We start from the raw sequence: 20253 nt of genomic DNA on the forward strand, positions 1-20253 counted from the left end.
ATCAGGCCAATGCGTGCTACCCCTACCGGGACGGGCACGCGCCTTCTGGCTCGCGTGGACAACACGCGCGCCGACCCCTGGACGCCTGTCTGGCGATACGAGATCAGGGTCACCAGCGCGAGTCCGTCCCTTGTCCGCCCGCCCCACGCTGTTGCCCGCACTCCAGCGGGCAACAGCGTGGTTTTGGACGTCAGATCTTATTCCACGGGAACGCCGCGGCGGGCGCTTCCCCAGCAGCCCAGGACCATCGCGATCACGCCGAACAGGAAGACGTCCGCGATGTGTTTCCGCAGGTCGTCCAGAGACTTCCCGCGCAGGAACTGGCAGCCGCCCGGCGCCAGGGGGATGCGCGCATCGAGCTCGGATTCACTGAGCAGTCCATCGTTATTGGTATCGAGCACCTCGAAGACGGCGTCATTGAGTCCAGCAATCACCGAGCGCGCCTCCGCGATCGACAGGAAGCCGTCCGCATTGGCGTCCGCGCTCGCGAAGGCGTCGCGCAGTTCCCGCGCAATTTCCTCCAGGCCCGGGAGTTCACCCTCACCCTCACCTTCGCCTTCACCTTCACCTTCGCCTTCACCTTCGCCCTCGCCTTCTCCTTCTCCCTCACCTTCGCCTTCACCCTCGCCTTCACCCTCGCCTTCACCTTCGCCTTCACCTTCGCCTTCGCCACCCATGCCGCCAGCGTCGTACCGAAACACCGCGCCGTTGATTTCGGAGCCCGGCGTGAAGTCGCCCACCCGGATATTGATACCGCTGGTGGCCGCGTTGAAGATCACGGTGTAATACGCGCTCTCCAGCGCCACGGGCTGGAGTGTGGCGTCGAGGGTGTGGGTGAAATCCTGCTTCGCGGCCTTGGGGCTGTAGAGGCGGACCGCCCCGGCGCCCGGGTTCACCAGCGCCCCGGCATCGGTCACGCCCGCGATGCCGCCCGTTAGGAAGGGCGTTTCCGCCGACAGCAGCGCGCCGTCCGCTTCCCAGTCGAGCGTAGCCGATCCCTCATGGGCCGCGATCAGGGCCGCGATGCTGAATTGCCGCAACTCGCCCGTGTTGCCGTCCATCGCGAGCAGCGCGTCCGTGTCCACGGGCGATTTCGCCAGCGTCGCGGAATAGCTGCCCTCTGGCTTCACGACCACGGTGTCCTTCTCTGCGCGGTACTTCTCGGATTTCCGCACCACGGGAGTCATCCGCGATTTGCCGGCCTGCAAGTCCAGTATGACGAGTTCGCTCGGCTCGCCAAAGACCCCGGCGTCCAGCAAGACCAGCCGGTCGGTTAGAAAAAGTCCGTCGTAATGCGCCGCGTTCGCCACCATGGCGCCTTCTTCGAAGTCGGCCGGCGCCTGGGTGTCGAAGGTGTACAGATTTCCGCTGAAACCCGCGCCCAGCAGGGCCGTGGCGCCGTCGGGGGCCAGCGTGATGAAGCCCGGATCGCCGGCGTAGCCCGATGCGATTGGCGTGAAGGCGTCCGCATCGATGTCCGCCTGAACAAAAATGGCGTCGCCATTCCAGACGAGCAATCGCCCGTCGGGCAAGGCCGTCCCCGTCACGCCGAACGCGAATTCCGCAGCCTGCGGGAAATTCTCGTAGGCGACGAATTCCCGCGCGGCGCAGGGCCGGGCCAGGAGGGCGGCCGCGAGGGCCAGGGGGAAGCAAAGGGTGGTCAGAAGGGTGCGCATGGGAGGTTCCTTTCTCTCGGGGGGCCATCGCGCCGCCACGGGAAAAGGGCCCGCGCGCGGCGGCCCGCCTCCCCATGGAGACACGACACCCCCGAATGCTCCAGGTGCAATACACCTGTACCAGGGGTGTGGGAAGTGGATCAGGGGCAGGAACCGCACATGAGACCTGTCCCGCAACAACTTTCCCGCGAATTGTTGCAAAACCCCCGTTGCGGGTCAGATATTCTGGCTTCCGGATCGGCCTACACGCCGCGCCTTCCCCTCCTTGCGGAAAGTGGCTATTGCGGCGTTCGTCCCCGGTTACAGCAGCGCGACTGCGACGGATTCACACCGTCTTCCCTGCGCCCGCACGGGACCGGCCGCACAGGGGCGACCGGCAAGGGCGAGTATACGGGCGCCCGCGCGGCATGTCAAACAAAATACGCGGCGCGTTGAACTTTTCCCGTGTTCCGTGGTCGAATGGTGCATCGACGCAACGAATCCGTTCGCCGAAAACAACGGAGTACCCCACGCATGCCCGAGTATACGCCGCCCTCGCGCCGACACTTCCTGAAGCGCAGCCTGGCCGCCACGGCCTGCGCCTTTCCGGCCATTGTCCCCGGACGCGCGCTGGGTCTGGACGGGGCGGTGGCCCCGTCGAACCGCATTGCCCTCGGTTTCATCGGCATGGGAAAGATGGCCCGCACGCTCCTTGAAAGTTTCCGCGGGCGCGACACGGTCCAGGTGCTTGCCGTGGCCGATGTGGAGCGAGGCCGCCGGGAGCGGGCCGCCGCCGAAACGAACGATTTCTACGCCGCGCGCTTCGCCGAGACGGCGTACCAGTCCTGCGAACACTACAACGACTTCCGCGAACTCTGCGCGCGCCCGGATATCGACGCGGTGGTGATTACCACGCCCAACCAGTGGCACGCGCTCAACGCGGTGGAAGCGGCGCGCAATGGGAAGGACATCTACCTGGAGAAGCCCCTCGCCCGCACGATTGCCGAGGGCCAGGCCATCGTGCGCGCGGTGCGCCGTTACGGGCGAATTCTTCAGGTGGGCAGCCAGCAGCGTTCGGACGCCAACTTTCGCTTCGCCTGCGAACTGGTGCGCAACGGGCGGATCGGGCAGGTCCACTCCGTGCATGTGAACGTGGGCGGGCCGCCCGCGGAGGATTACCTCCCCGCCGACCCGCAACCGGAAGGGCTCGACTGGGACTTCTGGCTGGGCCCCTGCCCCTGGCGTCCCTACAGCGCGGTGCTCTGCCCGCCGGCGACCTACGACGGCTGGCCGCGCTGGCGCCACTACCGGGAATACGCGGGCGGCGGCATGACCGATGTGGGCGCGCACCATTTTGATATTGCCCAATGGGGGCTTGGGACGGATCACACCGGCCCGGTTGAAATCACGCCCCCCGGGGTAAACGGCGCGGAGCGGCTGACGTACCGCTACGCCAATGGCGTCCGCATGTACCACGGGGGCGCCGGGGGAAGCGGACCGGGCGGGGCCGTGGAATGGATCGGCGATCGCGGGGCGGTGCGCGTCAACCGGGAGCAGTACCTGGAAACGGATCCCGCGTCACTGAAATACGACTTGATCGGCGCCGGCGAGGTGCGGCTCTACCGGAGCCGGGACCACCACGAGAACTGGCTGGAGGGCATACGAACCCGCCGCGATTGCGTCTGCAACGCCGAAATCGGCCACCATACCGCCACCGTTTGCCACCTTGGCAACATCGCCTACTGGCTGAAACGCCGCCTGGAGTGGAATCCGGAAGGCGAGCATTTCGTAAACGATCCCGAGGCCAACCGCCTCCTGAGCCGCCCGATGCGCGGCCCGTGGGTGCTCACATGATTCCCCGCGCATACTTCACAGGCCAAGTGTTGATTGTGTTGTTGTTCGTCGCGGGCGCCGCCGCGCAGGAGTCCCCGGAACCGCCCGCCCTCTCGCTCGACGCCGCGCTTGCGCAGGCGCGGGCGTGGGACTACGGCGATGATCCCGCCCCACTGGAATATCTGAGGGAACGTGTGCTGGCGGCGCAGGGCGACCCCGTGTCGCGGGACGACCTGGCCAGCGCGCTGGCCGGGCTACTTTCCGACGAATCGAGGACCTATGCCGGCAAAGTCTTCGCTTGCCGCCAGCTCTACCTGATCGGCGGCACGGAGCAGGCCGGCGCGCTGATCGCCTGGCTTGGCGACCCCGAGGTCGGGACCGCCGCGCGCTATGCGCTGGAGAAGATTCCCGGCGCCGAAATCAACGACGCTATCTGGGCCGCCCTGGAATCGGCGGAGGGCCCTGCCGCCGCGGGGCTCACCGGGACCCTGGCCGCCCGGGGCGGTCGCGACGCAATCACCAGGCTCGTGCTCTTGCTCGCGCGGGAGGATCCCGACACCGTGCGCGCGGCTATCGCCGGATTGGGACGTATCGGCGGACCGGAGGCGGAAACGGCATTACGGGAGGCGGCGACTTCGCTGCCCGACACGCTCCGCCCGGCGGCTTATGACGCGCTGCTCGCCTGCGCGGAGTGGTACGCCGCGCGGGATCGCGTCCTGGATGCGGACCGCCTGTACAGCAAACTGCTCACTACCGAACGTCCCCTGCCCGTGCGCCTGGGGGCCTTTGCCGGGCGCGCACGACTTCTGGAGGATGACGCCGCGCCGATGATCGCGGAGGCGTACCTTTCCGCGGAGCCGGTGTGGATGGCGGCCGCGCGCGGCGCCATCCGGAACGCGGGGGGCGCGCCGTCCACCGCGCGCTTTGTCAGCCTGCTCGCGGCGGTCCCGCCGGAGGCGCAGGTCCCGCTGCTGGGCGCCCTGGCGGATCGCGGCGACCCCGCCGCGCTCGATGTGGTCGCTGGCGGCCTGCGCAGTGACAACGAGGACGTGCGCCTCGCCACCATCGACGCCCTCGGGGCGCTGGGCAATGAGACGGTGGTTCCCGCGCTTCTGGCTATTGCCGCGGGCGCGGACAAGGAGGCCGGGGACCGCGCGCGATCCAGCCTGGCGCGCCTGCCGGACGCCGGCTCCAACGGCGCGCTTCTGAGAGCCTTCAACGAAGCAACGCCCGAGCAGAAGGCGCTGATTTCATCCCTGCTCGCGGCGCGGCAAGCCGTCGAGGCTGTCCCGATCCTGCTGGATACCGTCGCGTACGAAACGGACGAGGTGCGGCGCGGCGCCTGGGAAGCTGTGGGCGCGCTGGCCCGCGCGGACGCCCTCCCCCGCATGGTCGCGCTGTTTTTCGAAGCGCGGGAGGAGGAATCCCGCTCCGAGGGAGGGCGCGCGCTCCTTCACGTGCTTCGGCGCATTCCCGCAACCGGCGCCCGGGCCGATACGCTTCATGACGTGTTCCGCGCCGCGCCGGATCCGGATGCTCGGGCCTCGTTGCTGGCAATTGTTGCCGAGTTGGGCGATGATCGCCTGCTTTCGCTGGTGCGGGACGCGGTGCGGTCGCCGGAGGCGCCCGTGCGCGAAGCCGCCGTGCGGGCGCTCTGCGGCTGGCGGACGCCCGCGCCCCGGGAAGCGGTTTACGCGATCGCGGCGGACGAGAGCGACTCCGACAGGCGCCACGCCGCGCTTGAGGGCTTCATCCGCATGCTGCGGCTGGACACCGGGGCGCCGGTGGATGATCGCGTGGCCGGATTCGAGCGTGCGCTCGCGCTGTCCGACACGCCGGGGATCAAGCGCGCGGTCCTGGCGGGCCTGGGCGAATTGAGAAGCAGCGCGGCCCTGGACCTCGCGGAGCGGCTGCGCGCGAACGCCGAGGTGCGCGCGGAGGCGAACGTCGCGGCCCTGGCGATCCGGCGGCAGTTTTTCCGCGCAACGGCGTCCGCCGCCGCCGATGAGGCCCGCCGCGCCGCCGACGGGCGGACCGACACCTTCTGGCAGGTTCCGGGCGGGCAAACCCCCGGACAGTGGATTGAGATTGACCTGTACCGTTCCATTGCGCTCCGGGGAATTGTCCTGGACACGGCGCGCACGCCGGACGCCTTCCCGAGAGGGTTCCGGGTCTACCTGTACGAGGCGGGCGCCCCTCCAGGCGAGCCCGTTGCCGAGGGCGTCGGCGCGCCGGGCGTGACCCCTATCGATTTCGCGCGGCCCTTCTCCGGGCGCATGCTCCGGATCGAGCAGACCGCGGACGCCCCGGAAAGCGATTGGGTCATCCATGAAATCGGGCTCATCCCCGAGTAACGGTACTCAATCCACCCAGAGATTTCCGAGGTAGGGATCCAGCGCCGATTCGCTGGCCTCGGCGATGGCTGTCTTGAGAAGTGTCTGGAAGACCGGGCGCACCGGCAGGTCCTCCAGGCCGTCCAGCGGGTGGAACGCCGCCTCGACGACACGCGCGTCTCCCCCGGTCCGCAGTTCGCCGCTGGTGATCCGCGCGGCGAAGTACAGGTTCACGATATGCCGGTGGCGATCCTCGGGGATGCTGTCGTTGGCCAGCATCAGGGCGCCGATCGCGGTCTCGATGTTCAGTTCTTCCCGCAACTCGCGCCGGAGCGCTTCCGCCAGCGTCTCGCCGTAGTCCACGCCGCCCCCGGGCAACATCCAGTACGACTGGCCGTCCTTCTGATGCCGCACCAGCAGGATCCGGCCATCTTCGACGATGATCGCGGCAACGCGAATGCGCGGCAACTTCGGTTCGTGGTCCATGGGCTGGCGCCTCCCGCCTGTATCTTGTTGCACCCCGCAGGCGCGTTTACATCCCGCGCGGGCGGTGCGTATTATACGGATTGGTCCCGGGCCGGGCGACTCCCGCCCGGAAAGGCATTAAACGAGAATGAGAGAGGAAACAGGAGTATGCGCATGTTTGATTTGGTCCGGCGCGGCGCGCTGGCGCTTGCGGCGGGGGGTATGATGGCGGGGTGGACGCATCCGGCGGGCGCGGAAGGGCTGTGGCCGCTGGAATTCGCGAACAAGGTGCGCGACGCGGGCGGCGCCGTAAATTTCGTCTTCGGCGCGAAACGCCCCTTCCCGCAGTGCCACGCCTCCACGGTCGCCGAGACGAAGGACGGCCTCGTGGCCGCCTGGTTCGGCGGCACGGCGGAGAAGGACGACGACGTGGGCATCTGGTACGCCAACTGGGATGGCAAAAAATGGACCGATCCGCAGCGCGCCGCGAAGATCAACGACACGCCGCACTGGAACCCGGTGCTTTTCCGCGATGACGCGGGGACGATCCATCTGTTCTTCAAGGTGGGCCCCGAAATCCCCTTCTGGCAAACCTACTGGATGCAGAGCGAGAACGGCAGGGACTGGAGCGACCCGGTGGAGCTGGTCCCGGGTGATAAGGGTGGCCGCGGCCCGGTCAAGAATAAGGCCATCATCCTTTCAGATGGGACCTGGCTGGCCCCCGCGTCGACGGAGCACCAGGGCTGGAACGCCTTCGCGGACCGATCAGGCGATCAGGGCAAGACCTGGGAACGTTCCGCAAACTTCGAGTTCGATCCCGCGAAGTTGACGGGCAAAGGCATCATTCAGCCGACCTTCTGGGAATCCGAACCGGGGCAGGTCCACGCCCTGATGCGCTCCACGAGCGGCCACGCCTGGCGAACCGATTCCTCGGACGGCGGTAAGACGTGGACGCCGGTCTACGATTCGGGCCTCCCCAACAACAACAGCGGCTTCGACGCCGTGCGCCTGGAGGATGGGCGCATCCTGCTGGTCTACAACCCCGTCGCCGGCAACTGGGCCGCACGCACGCCGCTGGATCTTGCGATGTCGGAGGACAATGGCAAGACCTGGAAGACGGTCGCGCACCTGGAGGCGGATCCCGACCTCCGGAGCGAGTTTTCCTACCCGGCCATCATCCAGACGACTTCGGGCGATGTTGTGATTACGTATACTTACCAGCGCGAGCGCGTGCGCTGCTGGATCGTGCCCTTGTCCGCGCTGTAGGCCAGTTATCCTGTACGAGAAAGCCCGCCGGTGGACCCCGCAAACGTCCCCGGCGGGCTATTTTCATGTGTTGACCGTCTTTCCCAGGCTCTCGTGAATATGCTATAAACGACAGGCCCGCGCGTCCACCCTGGGCGCAATGGTACCGGCTGAATTTCGTTTCCGCCGGTTCCGTGCGGGGTTCCCTCATAGCGAAAGGAGTTCATACGCCATGATACGCACGCGAATCGCGGGCGCCGCCGCGCTGGCGGCCCTGCTGGTGTCGGCGGCGGTCCACGCCGACAATCCTCCGGCCAAGTCCGGTCGGTTCGGCCAGGACGTTGCCGAGAAGTACACCACGGAGCACGGGTTGCCCTCCAATAATGTGGCCCACCTGGCCATTGTCGAGGGCGCGGTTGTCGCCGTTACCGATCAGGGGGCCGCGCGCTTCGAGGATGGCGCCTGGAAGGCGGACCCGTACTCCACCCAGGAGCACCTCTTCAACGACGCGGTCTGGCGCGACGATCACCGTGTCGTCGCCTCGGATCGGGGGCTCTTCCGGCGCGTCGAGGGCGCCGAAGCCGTCGAACTGGTCCCCGGAGCCGCGCGGCAGCTGGCCGAGTCTCCCGAAGGCTATCTGGTTGCGGCGACAGAAACGGGACTTTACCGCGAGACCGGAAATGGCTTCGAGGCGATATCCGTGACGGACGGCCTGGGCCGCACCTGGGCCACCCACGACGTGCGCGGCGCGGCCTTCGACAGCCAGGGCCGCCTCTGGTTCGCCACGCTCGCGGGCATTGGTCGCCAGGACGGCGATTCCTGGACCTTCTACACGGGCCAGGAGGGTCTCCCCTACAATGACTTCACCAGCGTGGCCGCCGCCCCGAACGGCGCCATGTGGTTCGGCACGCGAATCGGCGCCATCCGCCTGGAGGACGGAAAGTGGTCCTACCGCCAGGGCCAGCGCTGGCTGCCGAACGACGACGTGCGCGATGTCGCCGTGGACGCCGATGGCACGGCCTGGTTCGCCACCGCGAACGGCGTCGGCGCGATCCGCCGCGTCCCCATGACGCTCGCCGAGAAGGCCGAGATCTACGAAGAGGCGATGGAGAAGTATATCCGCCGCACGCCCTTCGGGTATGTTTCGGAGGTGAGCACGGATACACCGGGCGACACGAGCGTCATTCACTACCACGACAGCGACAACGACGGCCTCTGGACGGCGATGTATGGCGCGGGCGAGTGCTATGCCTACGCCGCAACCGGCGATCCCAAGGCGAAGGACCGCGCCAAACGCGCCTTTGAGGCCCTGCGCTTCCTGCAGAAAGTCACCCAGACCGGCGATATCCGCCCGCCGAAGGGCTATGTGGCCCGCACCATCCTGTCGACCGACCTTCCGGATCCGAACGAGGGGCGCATCGAGCGCGATCGCCAGCACCAGCAGACCCAGGACTCCGCCTGGAAGGTCTACGAGCCGCGCTGGCCGAAGAGCGGCGACGGCAAGTGGTATTGGAAAAGCGACACGAGTTCCGACGAGCTTGACGGGCATTACTACTTTTACCCGCTTTACTACGACCTGGTTGCGGATACCGAAGAGGAGAAGGAACGGGTGCGCGAGGTGGTGCGCGACCTCACCGATCACATTATTGCGCACAACTACACGCTCACCGATCACGACGGCACGCCGACCCGCTGGTCGGATTATAGCCCGGAGGCCCTTAACCATCACTGGGTTTGGTGGTCCGAGCGCGGGCTCAAGTCCCTCAGCATGCTCTCGTACCTCACCGTGGCGGAGCACATGCTTGGGGACCAGAAATACACGGATCACATCAACAAGCTCATGGAAGAGCACGCCTACGACACCAACGCGATGGTCACGAAGATCCAGCGCGGCGTCGGCTCCGGCAACCAGTCGGACGACGAAATGGCGGTGATGTGCTACTACAACCTGGTCAAGTACACGAAGAACGAAGAGCTGAAGCACGACATGCTCTACTCCTTCTACTCGCAGTACATCCTGACCGAGCCGGAGATGAATCCCTTCTTCAACTTCGCCTACGCCGCCTTCGGGCGCGATGTGCTCTACCGGAATCCCTACGGCATCCACCCGATTCCGCCGTGGGACGGCTGGCTGGAAGACAGCATGGCGACGCTCTACGACTTCCCGCTGGACCGCTTCAACTGGGCGCACAAGAACAGCCACCGGCTCGACATCGTCCGGCTGAACCGTCAGGCGGCCTTCGAGCCCGCCGAGGCCGCGCGGCCCATCAACCGGGGCTACCGGAACAACGGCAAGGTGCTCCCGGTGTCCGAGCGCTTCTTCCACCACTGGAACACCGACCCGTGGAACCTCGATTACGGCGGCAACGGGCGAAGCCTGGGAAGCGGCACGGTCTTTCTGCTCCCCTACTACATGGGGCTGTACTACGGTTTCATCGAAGAGACCGAATAATCGGCCACTGGAAACGTCATGCATTGCCGGGCGCCCCACCGCGGGCGCCCGGTTTGTATGCGGGGGCAGGGTAATCGCATTTACATTTCGTGACAGTTTAGCCGTCGGAAGCGAAGAGGTTTTTCAACCACGAACGAACACGGGGCAGCCCCTGGCCGCGACCAAAGAAATGATCACCACGAAGGGCACTGGGCAGCCTTGGGCCGCAACCAAGGCATTGATCACCACGAAGGGCACGAAGGGCACGAAGAAAAAAAAAGTAACACTTTAGCCGTCTGAAGCATCTATATGTAGTTTTGTCGCGTGTTGTACGCACAGCATGTGGTATGCGATAGTGTGCGCATGGCGAACTCGCTGTTGCAAGATATTCCCCTTGGGGCCTCGCTGACGGAAGAGGCGGCGCGTGCGATTTTCCTTCGCGGCGAAGAATCTGTAATCTTCGCGCTGCTTGCGCAGGCGAAGATGCTGGCCGAGCACCAGGCCGCCCTGCCCGCGATCGCCCACAACACGCCCTCGACGCCTTCGGGCGCGAAGCCGGTGTACACCAAGCCCCAGTCCTCCGGTCGCGGCAAGAAGAAGCCCGGTCGCAAAGCGGGCCACGCGGGCAGCCGGCGACCGGCCCCGGAGGAGATCGATCGCAGCGAGGCGCACCGCGCGGCCTGCTGCCCGGATTGCGGCGGCTCCCTCAACCGCTGCGAGGAAACGCGGACGCGCTACACCGAGGATATCCCCGAAACCAGGCCGGAAGTGACCGAGCATGTCATCCACCGGGACTGGTGTCCCAGGTGCAAGAAGAAGGTTGAAGCCCCGGTAAGCGCGGCCCTGCCGGGCGCCACCGTGGGCAATCGCGCGCTGGTGCTGAGCGCCTGGCTCCATTACTGCCTTGGCAACTCGCTCGCGCAGATCGCGGACGTTTTCAACTTCCACCTTTACTTCAAGGTCACCCCCGGGGGCCTGTTGCACATGTGGCGGCGCCTGGCGGAAATACTCCTGCCCTGGCACGAGGAAATCCAGCGCGAAGCGCTCAGGTCCTCGGTGCTGAACGCCGACGAAACCGGCTGGCGCGTGGATGGAAAGACCCACTGGCTCTGGTGCTTCGCCAGCAGCGACCTGAGCTATTTTCTGATCGACCAGTCGCGCGGTCAGCCCGCGTTGAAGAAGTTTTTCATAGAGGAGTTCGCGGGCACGCTGGTGGCCGACTTCTGGGGGCCCTACAACGCCGTGGCGTGCGCCCATGCGCAGAAGTGTCTGGTGCACCTGCTGCGCGATCTCGAACACGTCGAGCGCTACAAGTCGCCCGGCGAGGACTGGGCGGCCTTCGCTAAAAAGCTGCGGCGCCTGCTCGGAGACGCCATCCGCCTTTCCCGGCGCGAGGATGAACACACGCCCGAAGCCTACGCTTCGCGACGCGCGCTGCTATCCAAGCGCCTCGATGAACTCAACGCCATGCCCTGGGAAGACGCGCAGGCGCGGCGCCTTGTCAAACGCCTCAAACGCCACTGCGACGAACTCTTCACCTTTCTGGACCGGCCCGGCGTCCCCTTCGAAAACAACCTCGCCGAGCGCTCCATTCGCCCCGCCGTCCTCCTGCGCAAGAACAGCTACGGAAACCGAAGCGGTACGGGCGCCGACATACAGGCCCTGCTCATGAGCGTCTTCTTCACCCTCAAAAAGCGCGGGCACAATCCCGTCGACGCCATCAGCCATGCCCTCAAACAATTCCTCGAGACGGGCTCGCTGCCACCGCTACCCGCAAAGTCCACTTCAGTCCGCTAAAGTGTTACAAAGTGTCTAATTTCACTTACTGATACGGTCTCGCCGCGGAAACGCTTCCGAATATCTTCGCGCAAGGCAGTTTCGTCATAGTAGTCGAGTAACTGAAACTGGGCAGGGTCTACGCGGTCCGAAAACGAAAAGGCGCCTGTCGCGTCTGTTTTTCGCATCGCTTTCTTCATTTCTTCGAGACCACGGATGTGATTTGTGCAGAAGAATAGCCAATGCGTAAGTTGGTTCCGATCGTCACACATCGCGAAATGCCACACGTACTTAACTTTGGCCTTGTCTTGTAGGGCCTTCTTGAATGAAGCTTGCATCGTACGGGCGGAATCCTGCGATGGAACTTCTAACGCGGCTCTCCACTCATCGCCTCCAAAAGCCTTATCGAATGTTGGCCACTTTGTTTTGTCGCTTAGATACACTCCAAATCGCGACCAATTCAGAAATAGCAGGCATTCGCACATGTTGTGTCGCATTATCTTTTGGATCATCGACATCGGAACCTTTGAGTATCCGAATTGATCGAGAAAGAAAAAGGCGGGTCCCAACTCCTTTGATTCACTATCTATCTTGTCAATCCATTCATCAAGCAGTGAAATGCAATCGCCATCGAAACACTTTACCGACTGGATGGAGCTGCACGCGTCAATCTTTTCTTGTAGGGCTGCGATCTGAAGTCGCAACGTGGCGCATCGTTTAGCGTCCTCCTCTATGAACGTCAAACGGACTGGACGTTTCAATTCGGCCTCGTGGTTCAAGATTGTATTTATCGCCAACACGGGGCTTCCTGCTTCACCGTTCTCGTATACTCCCGGCCCTGCGAATGCATCAAAAACCCGTAGCTCCTTCGTTGAAGGACTACGATTTGATACTTCGCGACCGAGTATCGCTACCCAAGCGCCTAAGTATGACTGTAGAATCTGGTGTTTCGCGAGTGTGTGCCGCTTCGCCTCCCAAATTGTGTCGAAGTCATCAGCCATTGATTTCTCCCCGGTGCTTTTCTAGTACGTCAATTGGACCGGCATCTCGTCCCAGGTTCTGCCAAGCAGAAGTCGACCAGTTTTTTTCTTATTCTGCCCACCCCACTGCTTGAAAAAAAACGGTACGCCACTTTCCATGCACATCTCTTGAATGGCGATGACCCAGTCCTCCGCCATAGGCCTTGCGCCCGGTCCCGATTCACCGCCAACGATTACCCAGTCAATTCCATCTAGTAGGAGCGTAGGGAGCGGACCTATTAGCGGCTCGATTGAAAGAAAGCGTACTTGTGCGGGTACTGATCGCAAGTGGTCTATTCTTCCAACGACGCGCTCGTCCTCTACACTTGTACCCATCCATATATTTGGCGTCCACTCAAGTGAATCCGCACATTCTGCTACCCGTTCGGGGCGCTTCGTCAGCACCTGAAATTGGTGTTGCGCGCAATCATTCATAACCTTAAAGACTTGGCGGATGTAGTCGAGAGGGACGTCTCTGTGAAAAAGGTCGCTCATTGAGTTGACGAATATGAACCGCGGTTTCACCCACTTGTATGGGAGTTTGAGAGCGTGCGGTTGGAGCGTCAGTTGAAAACCCGCTGCATACTGAGGCTTGCCCATAGCCTGAAGGCGCTTTGCCATTCTTTCAGCGTAGCAAAACTTGCACCCGGCGCTAACTTTTGTGCAGCCAGTCACCGGATTCCAAGTTGCATCTGTCCACTCAATCGTTGAGTCCTGTGCCACAAGCTTTCTCCTTAGCGATAGGATACTGAAAATATTTGTAGTTGTCAATGGCGGGTTAAACGAGTCGGGGAAATTGCCGCATTGTGAATGCTCATCACGCAGCCGACCATCAGCGCCGTTGGAGTCATTGTACCAATCCCGGGAAATTGCTACGATATCCGCAGGTAGACCGTATCTTCCATCGTACATCGTCACCTTGTGTAGCCCCGACGCCTGTCGATAAATGTGAGTAAGCTCATCGGGCGAAAGCAAGGCAATCAACTGAGGGAATTGACCGTGAAACCATCGCGCAGAGAGATGATGCAATCGGCCCTCACCGCTGGCGTCCTATCGTTGGCCGGCAAACCGGCAAGCGCGGCGGCGGCTTCCGCGCCGGACGCGATGACGCCGCTGGACTACGGGCGCTCGTTCATTTGCAATACAGCGTCCTTCAACGCGGTTCGCTTCTGGGTGGAAAGCCGGACGCGCGTGATAAACACCGAAACCGGGGCCTTCACGGATTTTCTGCAGTGCGGTTCCTGCAAGAGCGAGCACACCTTTGCGGAAAAAGACCTCTTCCACGAGGACAACTACGACTTCCTTCCGATTCTCGGCGACGGTGAGTGGCTGGTGTTCCGGCGTCCCGTGCGGCTCAGCGATCGCTACCGGACCGTGAGCCCGGTGGACGCCTACTGGGGCGCGCCCGAACTGAAGCTGCGGGAGGTCCCGAACGCGGTTGAGCTCGACTCGTGGGAGGCGATTCGCGACGCGACCGCGGCGGCCATCCCGATCGTGACGCAGACGGAAATCTGGAGCGCGGACGAAAAATGGCGCGCCGTGATTGAGTGTCCGACCAAGACGATGAACGTGGATCTGGACGGAAAGCGCTACCAGGTCGACACGGGCCCCGTGGCCTACCCGGACTTCACGCGGGACTACCCCGCGCCCATCGATCGGCTGCAACTCGCGTATGTGGCGTTTAACGCGCCGCACTTCGCCGATTGGGTGGTCGAACAGCCCACCCGGGTGAACCCGGACGGGCCCGACGCCACCGAAATCTACCACTATTCAAAGCCTTTCAGCCGGCCGGCGAAGAACAGGGTGTTTGCGCTGAACGCATGATATTCGGGGCTGGGAACGGGTGTTGAGCCGGTGAGATGGCCTGGCGCCGCCGCGTAAGGCTATCCGAGTTCCCGCATTTCCGGTTGCGGCGCGAAGCCGCGCCGTGTAAAGTAACCGGCATGTTCACCTTTATCCATGCGGCGGATATCCACCTGGACAGCCCTCTGCGCGGGCTCGGACGCTATGAGGGCGCCCCGGCCGAAGCGATCCGCGGGGCGACCCGGCGCGCCCTGGAAAACCTGGTGCACGTGGCGCTGGAAGAGGAAGTCGACTTCCTCCTGATCGCCGGCGACGTCTACGATGGCGACTGGAAGGACCACAACACCGGGCTCTTCTTCGCAAAACAGATGGGACGCCTCCGCGAAGCGAATATCCCCGTCTTTCTCATTGCGGGAAACCACGACGCGGAAAGCGTGATGACGAAAGGGGTCCGGCTGCCGGAGAACGTCCACGTTTTTCCGGTGCGGAAGCCGAAGACCATCCGCCTGGACGACCTCGGTGTGGCGCTGCACGGCCAGGGCTTCGCCACGAAGGCGGTGACGCAGGACCTGACCGCCGCCTACCCCGCGGCGATCCCGAGCTGCTACAACATCGGCCTGCTCCACACCAGCCTCACGGGCTACGAGGGCCACGATACGTATGCGCCCTGCACCGTGGAGGGGCTCCAGCACCTCGGCTACGACTACTGGGCGCTCGGCCACATCCACCAGCTCCAGTGCGTGCGCGCGGCGGATCCCGCGATCTGGTATCCCGGCAATATCCAGGGCCGCCACATCCGCGAAACGGACAAGAAAGGCTGCCTTCTGGTGACCGTGCACGACGGCGGCCAACACGAAGTCGACTTCCGCGCGCTCGACGTCCTCCGGTGGGCCGAGCTGGCGGTGGACGTCTCCAAATGCCCCGATTCCACCGCTTGCCTCGACCTGTTTCAGGAACGCCTCGAAGCCGCGCTGGCGGAGTGCGACGATCGCCTCCTGGCCGCCCGCGTGATCTTCACGGGGGAAAGCCCGGCGCACGGCGAACTCGCGGCGGATACCCCGCAACTGGTGTACGACATCCAGAGCATCGCCAACGTTTACGGCGGCGACCGGGTCTGGATCGAGAAGGTCCGGGTGCGGACGCGCCCCGAACGGGCGGTGGATACCTCGGCCTTCGATGGCGGTCCCCTCGCGGAGTTGGCCGGGGTTGTGGCGGCGATGAAAGCCGATCCCGAGGCCCTCGCGCGGGCGGCGGCGGTCCTGGCGCCGCTCCGGGATAAGCTGCCCCGCGAATGGAGCGCGGAGGCGCCGCTGGACGATCCGGATTGCGTCGCCGCGTGGCTCGATGAGGCGGAGTCCCTGGTGCGGGCCGCGTGGCTCGCGATGGATCGCGGCGCATGAGGATCCGCGAGCTCCACCTCCAGGCCTTCGGGGCCTTCACCGGGCGTACGATCGACCTGTCGGGTGGCCAGGAAGGCCTCCACCTGATCTACGGCCCAAACGAGGCTGGAAAAAGCACCGCGCTCCGCGCCATCACGCAGCTGCTCTACGGAATTCCCGCCCGGACCGGCGACGACTTTCAGCATCCCATGGCCAACCTCCGGATCGGCGCGACGCTGGACAACGGAAAGGACACCCTGGCCTTCGTCCGCCGCAAGGGTAACAAGAATACGCTGCTGTCTGCGGACGAACGCGACGCGCTGCCCGATGGCGCGCTGGACGCTTTCCTCGGCAGCGTGGACCAGGCGGCATTCGAGAATTTCTTCGGCCTGTCCCACGCCCAGCTCGTGGGCGGCGGGGAAGCGCTGGTGCAGGGCCACGGCGACGTGGGCCAGGCGCTGTTCTCCGCCGCGGCGGGCCTCGGCCACCTGCGGGAGCTGCTCGGCCGCCTGGAGAGCGACGCCGCCGATCTCTTCAGCCCCCTGGGGAAGAAACCCCGCGTCAACCACGCCTTGGGCGCGTTAAAAAACCTACGGAGCGAGATCAAGGCGGCGCAGCTGTCCACGAAAGACTGGAAGGCGCTCGACGCCGAACTCCGCGACCTGGAATCGCGCCGCGACGAGATCGGCGCGGCCCTGGCGGCCGCGCGCGCGGAGGAGGCCCGCCTGAAACGGCTCCACGACGCCCTGCCGCTTGTCGCACGGCGCGCGGACGGCCGGGCGCGTCTCGGTGAACTCGCCGGGGCTGTCCTGCTGCCCGAGGATTTTTCCGAGCGCCGCCAGCGCTGCCAGACCGAGGCCGCGCACGCGCAGGCCAGCCACGATGCCGCCCGGAAGGCGCTCGAAGAGCTTGACCGCGAGTTGGCGGGGATCGCTGTGGATGCGGTGTTGCTGGCGCATGAGGAGCCCATCGAGGAACTGAACGAACGCCGCGCGCAGGTCCAGAAGGCGCTGGCCGACGTGGAGCGCGAGCTGGCGCCCGCGCTTGCGCGCCTGGAAGCCGAGGCTGCGCGCGAGTTGCAACAACTGCGCCCCCACTGGACCCTCGATCAGGTGGAGGAGTTGCGGCTCGCCCCGGGCCAGGCGCAGCGCATCAACGAACTCTCGCGCGCCGGTGAAGCCCTGAAGGCGCAGTTCGCCGCCGCCGATGACGCCCTGAAGAAGTGGCGGCGGGAGCGCGATCGCGCGGCGGAAGCCCTCGAGAAGCACGGGCCGGTTTTGGATACCGCCGCCGCCGAGCGCGCCCTGAAGCAGGCCGCGCGCGACGCCGCCGCGGAACGGGATCGGGATGCGCGGGCGCGGGAAGCCCGCGACCTCGCGGCCGCCATCGACGCGGCGATCGCGCGGCTCGGCCTGTGGTCCGGCGACCGCGCGTCGCTGGAGGCGCTGCCGGTTCCGTCCGCCGCCACCATCGAGCGGTTCCGTATCGATCTGGGGGACGCGCGAAAGCTGTGCGACGCCCGCCGCGAAGCGTCGGAAGCCCTGGCGTCGGAGTTACGGCAGGCGGAGTCCGAGCTTGCGGCGCTGCGCCGGGCCCACGACGCGCCGTCGCTCGACGCCCTCGAAGGCGTCCGCCGCGAACGCCAGGCCGGGTGGAAACTCGCCCGCGAAGCGTGGGAGGCCGGTATACCGCCGGAAAAGGCTGATTCCCCCGAAGCCCGCGACTGGCTTGCGCGCGCGCGCGAGGCGCATCCCGATGCGGCCACCCTCGCGGACGCCTACGCCGCCCTGGTGGAAAGCGCCGATGTGGTGGCGGACCGCCTGCGAAACGAAGCCGATCGCGTCGCCGCGCGGGCGCAGCTTGAGTCGGCCATCGAAAGCCTGGGCGAGCGCCTGGATGCTGCGCGCGCGGCGGAATCCGAAGAGGCGCAAGCGCTCGAAGCGATCGAGGTGGCGTGGAAAGCGGCGTGGACCCCGGCGGCCATCGATCCGCGGTCCCCCGAGGAAATGGCCGCGTGGAAGCAGGCGCACGCGGATCTGTTGGATGACATCCAGGCGCACCGCGACGCGGAAAGCGCCGCGCGCGCGTTCGCCGCCACCGCCGAGGCCGCCTGTGGGGCGATTGACGCCGCCCTCGCCGAGGCCGGTGCGCCACCCCTGCCCGGCGGATGCGCGATCGCGGACGCCATCGCGCGCGCCGAGGAATGGGTCGAAACGCAGCGGGCCGCGCGCGAGTCGCGCGACCAGACCGCGCGCCAGCTGGAGAAACTTGAAAGCGACACGATTCCCGAGGCGGAAGACGCCCGCAACCGGGCGGAGGAGCGGCTGGCCGAATGGCAGACCGAATGGGGCGCACTCGCGGAGGCGCTGGGCCTCTCAGCAACCGCCTCGCCGGGCGAGGTCCTGGCCGTGGTGGACGCCATCAACGGCCTGCTCGGGAAAGCGGAGAAGGCGGACGAATACCGGGAGCGCATCGCGCGGATCAGGCGCGACGGCGCGGCGTTTGAGGAGGATGTGCGGAAGCTGCTCGCGGCCGCCGCACCGGAACGCACCGGCGGCGACGCCGTGGCGGCGGTCCAGGCGCTGTACGCGGCCCTCAAGCAAGCCCGCGCCGCGCGCCAGACGCGCGATGGCTTCGAAAAGCAGCGGGAATCGGAGGCGGGGCGCATGCGCGAGGCCGAGATCACCCTGGCGCAGGTAAACGCTGAACGGGAGGCGCTCTGTGCGGAGGCCGGCGTTACGGATCCGGAGGACCTGCCCGGAGCCGAGAAGGCCTCGGAGGCCCGACGCCAACTTGAGTCCGAATTGCGGGAGATCGAGGCGCGCCTGCTCGCGCTCTCCGCGGGCGCGGGCCTGGAGGCGCTCCTCGCCATGGCCGACGGCGCGGATGCCGACGCCATTGGCGCGAAGCTGCCCGAACTGGCCGATACGATCGCCGATCTGGACGGCGAGCGCCTTGCGTTGCAGGAAAGCATCGGCGATCGCAAGGCGAAACTCGGCCAGATGGACGGGCGCGACACCGCCGCCGCCTTGGAGGAAGAGGCGCAGTCCGTTATCGCTGGGCTGGAAGAGGACGTTGCGTCCTACGCGCGCCTGAAGCTGGCCGCGCACGTGCTGCGCACCGCGATCGAGCAATACCGCGCCGCGAACGAGGAGCCGATGCTCGCGCGCGCGGGCCAGATCTTCCACACACTGACCCTCGGCGCCTTCGCCGAACTCCGCGCCGATGTGACGGAAAAGGATGAGCACGTGCTGTGCGGCGTGCGCGCGGATTCCGGGACGCCCGTCCGCGTCGAGGGCATGAGCGAGGGGACAGCGGACCAGCTCTACCTGGCGCTGCGCATCGCCAGCCTGGAGCGCCACCTCGAACGGCATGCGCCCCTACCTTTTATACTCGACGATATCCTCGTGAATTTCGACGACCAGCGCGCGGCCGCCGCTCTGGAGGTTCTCGCCGAAGTATCCCGCCACACCCAGGTCATCTATTTCACCCACCACCAGCATCTCGTCGAAATAGCGCGGGATCGCGTCAACAAGAAACAGCTTTTCGTCCAGTCCCTGACGGGGTAGCCCAGGTTCGACGCATCAATCGCGAGAAGAGTCACACGCACGCGCCACGCGATCCATTGCCTCCCGCGCACCGGACGACGGGCCGACGAACGTGCCACGCGATCAGGCAGCGCCTGTTCGTGTGCCTGGAGCAAGATGAAGCCCGCGTTCGCCAAGGAATGAATCCGCGCGCGGTTTGGAGTTCTAATTGGAGACAAGCCGCTGACGGCGCGCCGATTCTGCTGGCCTGTGCGCTTTGGACGACGGACACACGAATCCGCCTGAGGCGGAATCGCGTGGCACATCCCTTTTTCCCGTATTGGGGACACACAACTGTGCCGCGCGATCAGGCAACGCCTGTTCGTGTGCCTGGAGCAAGATGAAGCCCGCGTCCTGCGAGGAATGAATCCGCGCGCGGTTTGTGGTTTGGATTGTGGAGATGCCGCTGAGGTTGCGTGGGTTTTGCTGGCCTGTGCGATCTGGACGACGGACACACGAATCCGCCTGAGGCGGAATCGCGTGGCACATCCCTTTTTCCCGTATTGGGGACACACAACTGTGCCACGCGATCAGGCAACGCCTGTTCGTGTGCCTGGAGCAACGATAAGCCCGCGTCCTGCGAGGTATGAATCCGCGCGCGGTTTGTGGTTTGGATTGTGGAGATGCCGCTGAGGTTGCGTGGGTTTTGCTGGCCTGTGCGATCTGGACGACGGGCACACGAATCCGCCTGAGGCGGAATCGCGTGGCACATCCCTTTTTCCCGTAT

General features: G+C 65.3%; 12 protein-coding genes and 1 riboswitch. Of the genes, 8 read left to right on the forward strand and 4 right to left on the reverse strand.

Going from position 1 to position 20253, the window contains the following annotated elements; translation table 11 throughout:
- Positions 1-197: 197 nt before the first annotated feature.
- On the reverse strand, positions 198-1676 hold the full coding sequence (locus KF886_07480; GenBank protein ID MBX3177182.1) for a hypothetical protein: 1479 nt from the start codon (positions 1674-1676) through the stop codon (positions 198-200).
- A 197-nt stretch (positions 1677-1873) separates the two neighbouring features.
- A riboswitch (cobalamin riboswitch) is annotated at positions 1874-2068 on the reverse strand.
- Positions 2069-2189: 121 nt separating this feature from the next.
- On the opposite strand from KF886_07480, the gene KF886_07485 reads away from it, so the two are divergent.
- Together KF886_07485 and KF886_07490 are read left to right on the forward strand one after the other, a co-directional pair.
- Entirely contained in the window at positions 2190-3509 is a 1320-nt protein-coding gene (locus tag KF886_07485) for a Gfo/Idh/MocA family oxidoreductase (protein ID MBX3177183.1), read from the forward strand.
- On the forward strand, positions 3506-5842 hold the full coding sequence (locus KF886_07490; protein MBX3177184.1) for a HEAT repeat domain-containing protein: 2337 nt from the start codon (positions 3506-3508) through the stop codon (positions 5840-5842). Before KF886_07485 ends, KF886_07490 begins: the two co-directional genes overlap by 4 nt.
- 6 nt (positions 5843-5848) lie before the next feature.
- Here the strand turns inward: KF886_07490 and KF886_07495 are convergent, their stop codons facing one another.
- Positions 5849-6307 (reverse strand): NUDIX hydrolase, encoded by a 459-nt coding sequence (locus tag KF886_07495; GenBank protein ID MBX3177185.1) that lies wholly within the window; start codon positions 6305-6307, stop codon positions 5849-5851.
- A 204-nt stretch (positions 6308-6511) separates the two neighbouring features.
- On the opposite strand from KF886_07495, the gene KF886_07500 reads away from it, so the two are divergent.
- The 3 genes from KF886_07500 to KF886_07510 all read left to right on the forward strand — a co-directional run bounded on the left by KF886_07500 (position 6512) and on the right by KF886_07510 (position 11759).
- The gene (locus KF886_07500; GenBank protein ID MBX3177186.1) at positions 6512-7552 is read left to right on the forward strand and encodes an exo-alpha-sialidase; all 1041 of its coding nucleotides are present in this window, start codon (positions 6512-6514) and stop codon (positions 7550-7552) included.
- 211 nt (positions 7553-7763) lie between these two features.
- Complete coding sequence (locus KF886_07505) at positions 7764-9983, forward strand: hypothetical protein (protein MBX3177187.1); 2220 nt, start codon at positions 7764-7766, stop codon at positions 9981-9983.
- Positions 9984-10325: 342 nt separating this feature from the next.
- Positions 10326-11759, forward strand: coding sequence for an IS66 family transposase (locus tag KF886_07510; protein ID MBX3177188.1), 1434 nt, complete (start codon positions 10326-10328; stop codon positions 11757-11759).
- On the opposite strand, the gene KF886_07515 is transcribed toward KF886_07510, so the two are convergent.
- Together KF886_07515 and KF886_07520 are read right to left on the reverse strand one after the other, a co-directional pair.
- Positions 11756-12739 carry a three-Cys-motif partner protein TcmP gene (locus KF886_07515; protein ID MBX3177189.1) on the reverse strand — a complete coding sequence of 328 codons (984 nt, stop codon included), beginning with the start codon at positions 12737-12739 and terminating at the stop codon, positions 11756-11758. The genes KF886_07510 and KF886_07515 overlap by 4 nt on opposite strands.
- 21 nt (positions 12740-12760) lie before the next feature.
- Positions 12761-13480 (reverse strand): phage Gp37/Gp68 family protein, encoded by a 720-nt coding sequence (locus tag KF886_07520; GenBank protein ID MBX3177190.1) that lies wholly within the window; start codon positions 13478-13480, stop codon positions 12761-12763.
- A 276-nt stretch (positions 13481-13756) separates the two neighbouring features.
- Here KF886_07520 and KF886_07525 point away from each other — a divergent pair, with 276 nt between their 5' ends.
- From KF886_07525 to KF886_07535, 3 genes are all read left to right on the forward strand, one after another.
- Complete coding sequence (locus KF886_07525; GenBank protein ID MBX3177191.1) at positions 13757-14581, forward strand: hypothetical protein; 825 nt, start codon at positions 13757-13759, stop codon at positions 14579-14581.
- 119 nt (positions 14582-14700) lie between these two features.
- Positions 14701-15960 (forward strand): DNA repair exonuclease, encoded by a 1260-nt coding sequence (locus KF886_07530; GenBank protein ID MBX3177192.1) that lies wholly within the window; start codon positions 14701-14703, stop codon positions 15958-15960.
- Positions 15957-19508, forward strand: coding sequence for an AAA family ATPase (locus KF886_07535; protein ID MBX3177193.1), 3552 nt, complete (start codon positions 15957-15959; stop codon positions 19506-19508). The genes KF886_07530 and KF886_07535 overlap by 4 nt, the downstream gene beginning before the upstream one ends.
- Positions 19509-20253 lie beyond the last annotated feature (745 nt).

The sequence above is a fragment of the Candidatus Hydrogenedentota bacterium genome (assembly GCA_019637335.1).
Lineage (GTDB): Bacteria > Hydrogenedentota > Hydrogenedentia > Hydrogenedentales > JAEUWI01 > JAEUWI01.

Bases quoted from the DNA above. Each gene is read 5' to 3' on its own strand.
- KF886_07490 (MBX3177184.1), top strand. From the start codon at position 3,506: ATGATTCCCCGCGCATACTTCACAGGCCAAGTGTTGATTGTGTTGTTG.
- KF886_07535 (MBX3177193.1), top strand. From the start codon at position 15,957: ATGAGGATCCGCGAGCTCCACCTCCAGGCCTTCGGGGCCTTCACCGGG.
- KF886_07515 (MBX3177189.1), bottom strand. From the start codon at position 12,739: ATGGCTGATGACTTCGACACAATTTGGGAGGCGAAGCGGCACACACTC.
- KF886_07495 (MBX3177185.1), bottom strand. From the start codon at position 6,307: ATGGACCACGAACCGAAGTTGCCGCGCATTCGCGTTGCCGCGATCATC.
- KF886_07500 (MBX3177186.1), top strand. From the start codon at position 6,512: ATGGCGGGGTGGACGCATCCGGCGGGCGCGGAAGGGCTGTGGCCGCTG.
- KF886_07510 (MBX3177188.1), top strand. From the start codon at position 10,326: ATGGCGAACTCGCTGTTGCAAGATATTCCCCTTGGGGCCTCGCTGACG.
- KF886_07505 (MBX3177187.1), top strand. From the start codon at position 7,764: ATGATACGCACGCGAATCGCGGGCGCCGCCGCGCTGGCGGCCCTGCTG.
- KF886_07485 (MBX3177183.1), top strand. From the start codon at position 2,190: ATGCCCGAGTATACGCCGCCCTCGCGCCGACACTTCCTGAAGCGCAGC.
- KF886_07530 (MBX3177192.1), top strand. From the start codon at position 14,701: ATGTTCACCTTTATCCATGCGGCGGATATCCACCTGGACAGCCCTCTG.
- KF886_07480 (MBX3177182.1), bottom strand. From the start codon at position 1,676: ATGCGCACCCTTCTGACCACCCTTTGCTTCCCCCTGGCCCTCGCGGCC.